Source organism: Bradyrhizobium sp. SHOUNA76 (assembly GCF_023006445.1).
Taxonomy (GTDB): domain Bacteria; phylum Pseudomonadota; class Alphaproteobacteria; order Rhizobiales; family Xanthobacteraceae; genus Bradyrhizobium.
Window position 1 is genome coordinate 1 of sequence record NZ_JALBHA010000292.1, and the last position, 8,224, is coordinate 8,224.

At 64.7% G+C, this 8,224-nt stretch carries 6 protein-coding genes and 2 pseudogenes; 3 read left to right on the forward strand and 5 right to left on the reverse strand.

What is annotated here, in order from left to right:
* From MOV74_RS24835 to MOV74_RS24845, 3 genes and pseudogenes are all read right to left on the reverse strand, one after another.
* Window positions 1-387: pseudogene (locus MOV74_RS24835) on the reverse strand (hypothetical protein); the annotation flags it as partial.
* 662 nt (window positions 388-1,049) lie between these two features.
* Window positions 1,050-2,633 carry a DHA2 family efflux MFS transporter permease subunit gene (locus MOV74_RS24840; protein WP_246928571.1) on the reverse strand — a complete coding sequence of 528 codons (1,584 nt, stop codon included), beginning with the start codon at window positions 2,631-2,633 and terminating at the stop codon, window positions 1,050-1,052.
* Between the two features lie 29 nt (window positions 2,634-2,662).
* A complete protein-coding gene (locus MOV74_RS24845) occupies window positions 2,663-3,964 on the reverse strand; it encodes an HlyD family secretion protein (RefSeq protein ID WP_246928573.1) in 1,302 nt (433 codons plus the stop codon).
* 196 nt (window positions 3,965-4,160) lie between these two features.
* Here MOV74_RS24845 and MOV74_RS24850 point away from each other — a divergent pair, with 196 nt between their 5' ends.
* Both MOV74_RS24850 and MOV74_RS24855 read left to right on the forward strand, forming a co-directional pair.
* Entirely contained in the window at window positions 4,161-4,796 is a 636-nt protein-coding gene (locus MOV74_RS24850) for a TetR/AcrR family transcriptional regulator (RefSeq protein WP_246928575.1), read from the forward strand.
* 54 nt (window positions 4,797-4,850) lie between these two features.
* Entirely contained in the window at window positions 4,851-5,192 is a 342-nt protein-coding gene (locus tag MOV74_RS24855; protein ID WP_246928577.1) for a DUF6665 family protein, read from the forward strand.
* Window positions 5,193-5,236: 44 nt separating this feature from the next.
* Here MOV74_RS24855 and MOV74_RS24860 read toward each other — a convergent pair whose 3' ends face one another.
* Both MOV74_RS24860 and MOV74_RS24865 read right to left on the reverse strand, forming a co-directional pair.
* Complete coding sequence (locus tag MOV74_RS24860; RefSeq protein ID WP_246928579.1) at window positions 5,237-6,451, reverse strand: extensin family protein; 1,215 nt, start codon at window positions 6,449-6,451, stop codon at window positions 5,237-5,239.
* Between the two features lie 349 nt (window positions 6,452-6,800).
* On the reverse strand, window positions 6,801-7,697 hold the full coding sequence (locus MOV74_RS24865) for a DUF2147 domain-containing protein (protein WP_246928581.1): 897 nt from the start codon (window positions 7,695-7,697) through the stop codon (window positions 6,801-6,803).
* A gap of 196 nt (window positions 7,698-7,893) precedes the next feature.
* Here MOV74_RS24865 and MOV74_RS24870 point away from each other — a divergent pair.
* Window positions 7,894-8,224 (forward strand): annotated as a pseudogene (locus MOV74_RS24870) (DUF2147 domain-containing protein); the annotation flags it as partial.

The window sequence follows — 8,224 nt, forward strand, 5'->3', positions numbered from 1 at the left end:
AGCCCTTCGGCAGGCGCAGGATGAAGTCGTGCGCGTTCGCCAGCCGCGCCGACTGCTCGATCGCCTCCAGGCTGGCGCCGGCCGGCCATAGGCGATGTTCTCGGCGAGCGAACGGTGAAACAGGATCGGCTCCTGCTGCACGATCGCGACCTGGCTGCGCAGCGATTGCTGCGTGGCGTGCGCGATGTCCTGCCCGTCGACCATCACGCGGCCGCCGCTCACGTTGATGTGCATGCCGACGTCGCGCAAATATGCGTGGATGATGTAATAGCTCGTCAGCACATAGGTGACGTCGCCGGGCGAGGCGTGACCTGACATCCACAGCAGCACCGAGCCGCCGATCACGGAGGCGCGCAGGCACAGCAGCAAGGAAAGCTGCGACACGCTGACGCGCGGCCCGTCCGATCCCGACGCGCGCCACGCGGCGCTGGTGGCATTCGGCGCCATCGTGGCGCTCGGCGCGGTCTCGATGGTGTTGCGAGCACCACGCGAATTGCAGCGGGTTTCTTGGATAGAGCGGTCATGACATCATCCGGCCACCTCTGGGGCAGGCTGGCTCCATCGATGGACGCAAACCGGCCGCGAAGGCCGAGACGGCGTCACTTTGGGTTGGCTTGGACTTGGGAAGTTGAACGATCGGGACTTGAAGCCCAATCGAAGCTGGCGGAAAGGACCTCTAGGAGGTCGAGCACTTACCGAGCCAGAACAGCATCGAGCACGGGCACGCGATCTGCGAATGCGACATAGTCATGCAAATCTCTCCCCGGTTCGACTGAATGAGGTGCGCTTTATAGATGTGCCGCTCGCGCTTTGCAACGGGGCTCGCGCGAGATCACGGATGAGTGTTGCAATTTGGTCTGCGGAGGTGGCTGCTGTCGCGCCCGCCGCCGCCTCAATCTCCGCCGTCATCCCCGCGAAAGCGGGGGATCCAGTACGTCGCAGCGGATGTGGCGAGAGCGGGATCTCCAACGCCGGCCTCTGGAATACTGGATCGTCCGGTCAAGCCGGACGACGACACCGAATGTGTGGCTAGCGGGATGCGCGCAGCATCAATGCGCATCGCCGCCGCCCGTCATGGCGGCCGGCTTGTTCAGCAGCGTCACCAGCAGGCTGAGGCCGAGGTAGAACAGCGTCAGGATGAAGAAGGCGTCGCCGAAGCTCATCACCACGGCCTGGCGATGCACGATCTGGGAGAGCTGTTTCATCGCCATCAGCGTGGAATCGCCGAGCCCCTGGAATTTCTGCATGAACATGGTCAGGGTTTCGGTCGCGGTCGCGTTGCCCCAGGTCACGCGCTCCTGCAGGCGGGTGATGTGCAGATCAGTGCGGTCGTTGAGCACAGTGTTGATGACGGCGAGGCCGACCGCGCCGCCGAGGTTGCGCATCAGGTTGAACAGGCCCGAGGCGTTCTTCACCCTGTCGGGCGCCAGCGTGCCGAGCGCGATGTTGTTGGTCGGCACCATCGCGAACATCATGCCGACGCCGCGCAGGATCTGCGGCACGAGCAGTTCGTAGAAATCGTAGTCGCGGGTGATCCAGGTCATCTGGTAGGAGCCGATCGCGAACACGACGAGGCCGAACGCGATCATGTAGCGCATGTCGACCTTCACCATGAGCCGGCCGACCAGCGGTGCGACCAGAAACATGGTGATGCCCGAGACGAACATGGTCTCGCCGATCATCAGCGCGCTGTAGCCGCGCACCTCGGCGAGATAGCGCGGATAGATGTAGGTCAGGCCGTAGAGGCCGATGCCGATGCAGAATTGCAGCACACAGCCCACAGCGAAATTGCGGTTGGAGAAGGTGCGTAAGTTCACGATCGGCTCGGCCGCCGTGAACACGCGCCAGAAGAAGGCGATCGCCGAGATGGCGCAGATCCAGGCGCAGATCGCGACCGAGGTGTCCTGCATCCATTCGTGCTGCGGACCTTCTTCCAGCACATATTCCAGCGTGCCGAGGAAGCCGGCCATGAACAGCAAGCCCCACCAGTCGAAGCGGTCGAGCAGCTCGAAATGCGGCTCGTCGAAATCGACCAGCGCCAGCACGCCGATGGTGATGCCGATGCCGGGCACGACGTTGATGAAGAATAGCCAGTTCCACGACATCAGATCGGTGATGTAGCCGCCGACCGTCGGCCCGATCGTGGGCGCCAGGGTCGCGACCAGCCCGATGATGGGGCCGACGATGTGGAATTTGGAGCGCGGAAAGACGGTATAGGCCGAGGCGAACACCGTCGGGATCATCCCGGCGCCGAGAAAACCTTGCAGCGCGCGCCAGAGGATCATCTCCTCGATGGTCGTCGCAAAGCCGCAGAGCAGGCTCGAGGCGGTGAAGCCCGCCGCCGAGATCGCGAACAACAGCCGCGTGCCGAAGGCGCGCGACAGGAACCCCGACAGCGGGATCGCGATGACTTCGGCGATCAGATAGGCGGTCTGGACCCAGGCGACTTCGCTGGAGCTCGCCGACAGCCCGGCCTGGATTTCGCTGAGGGACGCCGAGACGATCTGGATGTCCAGGATCGACATGAACATCCCGAACACCATGATGATGAACGCGAACAGCCGCTTCGGCGCGATGCGCTCCGAAGCGGGATCCGTCATCGTGGCAGGTGAAGCAGTGGTGGCGTTGGCCATGGTCCGACCTCGCAGCGCTAGGTCGCTATTTACTGCGGGTGGATCGCGGTGGGATCGTCGAGATCGACCTCGCTGTCGGCGTCGGCCGCGGCCTTGTTGGTGTCGACGGTCGCATAGACCGACATGCCGGCACGAAGCAGGTTCTGCTTCGCCACCGACTTCGGCACGCGGATGCGGACCGGAACGCGCTGCACGATCTTGGTGAAGTTGCCGGTGGCGTTGTCGGGCGGCAGCAGCGTGAACACCGAGCCCGCGCCTGCGGCGATGCTGTCGACCACGCCGGAGAACTTGCGCATGCCGTAGGCATCGACCTTGATCGTCACCGGCTGGCCAGGACGGATACGCTTGAGCTGGGTTTCCTTGAAATTGGCGTCGATATAGACGTCGTCGAGCGGCACGACGTTGCCGAGCCGCTGGCCGACCGCGACGAAGTCACCGGTGTTGACCAGGCGATTGGAGAACGTGCCGCCAACCGGCGCACGCACCGCGGTGAAGGCGAGGTCGCGCTCGGCCTTGGCGAGCGTAGTCTTGAGCTCGGCGAGCTGGGCCTGCGCCTCGGCCTGCTGCGCCTTGGCGACGTCGACATTGCTGACGGCAACGTCGTAGGCGGCCTGCGCGGCCTTGACCGCGGCGGCGCCCTGATCGCGTCCGGCTTCCGAGCTCTCGAACACAGCGCGCGAGGCAAAGCCCTTGTTGCTCAGCGCCTGCTGGCGCTCATAGTCGAGATCGGCCCGCTTGAGGCCCGCTTCGGCCGAGACGAGCTGCGCCCTGGCCTGCGCGACCTGGCTGTCGAGCGCGGCGACCTGACGGCCGATGCGATCGATGGTGGCTTGCTGGGTCGCGATTTTGGTCGCGGCGGCATCGACCGCGATCTTGTAATCACCGTCGTCGATGCGGAGGACGATGTCGCCGGCTTTCACCGGCGTGTTGTCGCCGGCGAGGATCGAGGAGATGTGGCCCGCAACGCGCGCGCCCAGCATGGTGTTGTTGGCGCGGACATAAGCGTCATCGGTAGAGATGTAGAAGCGGCCGACCAGCGTGTAATAGCCGGCATAGCTCGCGGCGGCGAGCGCGAGCACCAGACCGACGCCCATCAGGACGAACTTGCGCTTGCCGGATTTGGGAGCGCCGGCGGCGGGTGCGTCGGGCGCAGGTGCGGCCGGCTTGCCGGTCACGGGCTTTTCCGGCGCCTCACCGGTGCGGCGTTTGGCGTCATCGGCCACAGGCGCGCGCAGAGGTGCAGAGCCCTCGCTCGCAACATCACCGCCCGCGTGCTCCTCCACCGCTTCAGGGCGTAGGACGCGCGCGGCCTGGTCTCTCGATACCGCCATAAAGGCCTCCCCAAAAAAGCGATCAAGGAGACGGCAGGCGTGCGGCCTGTTCTCCACTCGCTGAACCAAATATCATTGACCGAACGGTTCGGTCAATATACATAATAATCCCGCCCTGGACCCTACTGACGAGAATCCTTTATTCGGGTTTCATGGCCGCAGACTCGACTCGAAAACCTACCGAGACCCTGAACCAATGGTTGTAGCCGGCCACGAACATCTCCACGTCATCCAAGAGGAGGACAGTTCCAAGCGCCGCCAGATCCTCGACGGGGCCCGCAAGGTGTTCATGGATCTCGGTTTTGACGGCGCCAGCATGGGCGAGATCGCGCGCGCGGCGCAGGTCTCCAAAGGCACGCTCTACGTCTACTTCGCCGACAAGACCGCGCTGTTCGAAGCCATCCTCGAGCAGGAGGCGCTTCAGCACGGCCAGGTCGTGTTCACTTTCGATCCCGCGCGCGATGCCGAGACCACCCTGAAGGAGTTCGGCCGAGCCTACATCCACCTGCTCTGCCGGCCCGGCGGCGGATCGGCGATCCGCACCGTGATGGCGATCGCCGAGCGCATGCCTGATGTCGGCCGCCGCTATTATGCGCGGGTGCTGGACAAGAGCATCAACCGCCTCTCCGACTATCTCAAAACCCGTGTTGCCTACGGCGATCTCGAGATCGACGATTGCGACCTTGCGGCGTCGCAGTTCATGGAACTGTGCAAGGCTTCACTCTTCCTGCCTTTCGTCTTCCAGGCCGCCCCCGCACCGTCGGAAGAGCGTATGACCGAAGTGGTCGATAGCGCGGCGCGGATGTTCCTGGCGGCATATAAGGCGAAGTAGCGGCAAGCGGTCCGCGCGTTGCGTAGGCCGATCCGGCCGCACTATATTGCGCTCATGTCTCGTGATCTTCGCCCGCCAGTCGATATCCTCCATTATGAGATCGTCCAGGAACAGGCCTCGGCGCTTGGACGGATGGGCCGCACGCTCGAACAGGCCCTGACGCGTTTGCGCGAGTTCGACGCGGCCCACGCGCACGCGGAGATGACCGCCTCGACGCAGTCGGCCAGACGCAAGCTGGTGATGGAAGCCGGCCGGGCACTCTGGATGTTCGTGGTGCAGCGCGAGGCGACCGGCTTGCGTGACAGCCGCCACATCATGCGCACCTACAACGTCCCCGGCGAGGTGCAGCTCTGCATGGGGCTGGGCCCCGCACCATCGAAGCCGGCGCGATCGTAGCCCGTATGGAGCAGCGCGCAATCCGGGACTACTGGCAATCCCGTCTAATCGTCGGCGTAGTCGTCTTCCTCGCGCTTGCGCGCCATGCTCTTGCGCGCACCGAGCGAACCGGTGACCGAGGGCTCGCGCGCATTGGCATAGGGACTGCGCGACTGCGCACGTCCGGCAACCTCTTCACCTGAGACGGCGGCGGGCTGGCAGATCAGGCGGCGGCTGGCGCGGCGCATCAGATCGACGTGGATGTGATCGTAGTGATAGACGTTGGAGCCCGGCGCGAGCACCGTGGTGAAATGCGCACAGGCACCTGCCTGCACGTCGCGCAGGAATCCCTGCTCTTCCGGCATGCCACGCCAGCCGTCCTTCACGGTGACGCGGCGGCCATCGGCCAGCACGAAGGCCGAGATGTCGAGCGCATTGCCGAAGGCGTGCTCGGAGATATGGGCGCGCGAGTTACCGTTCATGCCGCGGCAGGAATAAGCGGATATCTGCTTGATCTCGGCGACGCGGACGCCGAACCAGCGCATGGAAGAGGGCTGCACGGTGTCGGCGAGCCAGCGGTCGAGCTCGGACACGATCGGACAGGCCAGCGTCGCCGTCGGCTTGATCGCAACGGGACCGACCGCGGTGACGGGATTGCCCTGCGCCGGGCCAAGACGCGGCAGCGGCTGCTGTGCGGGTGCCTGCGAGTATGGCGCCGGGTTTGCCGGCCGTGCCGGATAGCTCGGCGCATTCATGTAGCGGGAGGCCCCCGCAGCATCGGTGCCCTCGGGCGGCAAATCGATCTCGTCTTCTTCCGGCGCGACGCCGGGCGCGTTCAGCGACATCGGCCCGGACGAGGTGCCGTAGCCGGACGGCTGACGCACCGCGCTTTCGGGATAGTTCGAGCGCGACGGATAGGAGGATGACGGATTATTCTGGCTCTGCGGATAGCTCGAGCGCGGCTGCGTCACCGGCCAGCGCGGCTGGTTGCCGATGCTGCCGGGCGGGCGCAGTTGCTCGTCGGCAAAACCGTAAGTGCCGGAAGCTTCGCCGATGGCGGCGACCTTGAGCGGGAATTCGGCGCCGCACTGACCGGGGCCGGAAATGGGGTCGATCCGGACGAGATCCGGTCCCTCCTTCACCGCGCCCGATTTCAGGCAAGCGGCTTCCGCCTCGGCCCGCCACGGTTCGCGTTCGGCCTGGAAGAAGCCGCGTCCGCAACCCGCTAGCGAAACAAGGACGATGGAGCCGACGAGATACAAACGAACTCCGCGCGTCATGAACGCACGTTCGGTGAATTTACTTAAAGACTCTTCAACACGTTGATTTCATGATTCTTTAACCATGCCGGCCGGCGCGCGCCGAAACCTAGGCCGGCCTGAGCGACAGCAAGGCTGACTTTTTCGGAAAGATACTTTCTGTTAACCATAAGGTCGCGCGTAAGCAGTGCGCATTGAGGGAGGGACCTCATGACGTTCGCCGGGAGACTGAGCGTTGTCACCGCGTACCTCGCCATGGCCTTCGTCGGCGCCATCGTGCTCGGCATGATCTAGGCTCATCAAGCGCGTCGAAGACCTCTCTTCCCTTCTCCTCTTGCAGGAGCGGGACAAACATTGCGCCATCGACGAGCTACGACCGTGCGCCCCACTGCGGCGATGCCGTGATCAGTTTCTCGCGCGGCTCCTCGACCCGCGTCCAGTCATTGCCCGAGCACCAGAAGCGGCCGATCGCGCAGGCCTCGACATGAAGCATGCCGGAGCTCTTCAGCGTCATCCTTCCGTAATAGGTACTGCCGCTGGAACGACTGTAGATGCTGCCGGTCCAGACCTCGTGCGTCTTCGGCTTCATGTTGACGAGGACGCTCTCACCCCGGTTTGACGCCTCCGTGAGCGCGAAACCGCACCATGCAGGTCCACAGCGTTCGATCCGAACAGTGCCCTTGGCACCCAGGCTTTCCCATTCGCCGAGCGGCGAATAGGCCGGCGCGTCGTCGTTGCGCTGTGCGACTAGTGCCGCCTGCTTGATCTCGATCCTCGGCGCAACGACCGGCGGCTCCATGCGCGGCGGATCGAGCGTAACTGTCTTCGGCGGATCGGCGCGCGGCAACTCAATCCGTGGCGGATTGGGGCTCAGCGCCTCGGATATTGGTGCCTCTGATCTTGGCGGGGGCGGCGGCATAACCGGCTGCGCCGTCGTCGCGGCAAGGACGGGGGCTGGAGCTGCCGGCGGTGCCGCGACAATGTTCGCCTGTGGCGGCCGGACGGGAGCAACTGGATAGACCGGCTGCGGCACTTGGGCGACCGGCGCGGGCGCAGGCGGCGGAACGGGCTTACTGTCGACATCCTCCCTTGGCCGAAGGCTGCGATTGGAGGAAATCGAAACGCACGACGCGGATCGGCAACTCCTGGGCGCCTCGACGTGGAAGCGGTGGCCGCCGATCGAGAAGGAATAGGAACCGGCCTCGGCCGCGGGCACGACCGCCATCAAAGCGATCAATGTGCCAAGCGAAGTCACAAGCCGGGTCATCGGCGCCTCCTGTCGTGTCGCGATGAGATTAGGACGCAAGGACCACGGCTGAATGTGCGCTGCCTCACCCAGGCGCTCGCGATCCGTTGTGATGCCCATCACAGAACACCTGAGCAGCTGAGCGTAGGGTCGAACCACGCTTCATCCACCAGCGACTTTCGGTCCATACCGGGACCACGCAATTTCGGAGGTTGTCATGAACAAGCTCACCATCGCCGCCACCGCGCTCTTCCTCGCGTCGACCGCCGCCGCACATGCCGGCGGAAATTCGATCTCGTTCCAGATCGAGGGCCAGCACATCCGCATCGAGACGCCGCGCAACTGTGCCTCGCTCAACTGCGTGACCATCGTCGCGCCGGGCCTGTCGGACAAGCCGATCAAGCTGAACAACATCAATCTCAAGGGCCTCGGCGGCTCCAAGGACGACGACGTCGACACCACGCCGGCCACGACCGCGCAGCCCGCCCCGGCTCCGGTGCAGCAGCAGCCCGTGCAACAGGCTCCGGTCCAGGCGACCGCACCGGCAG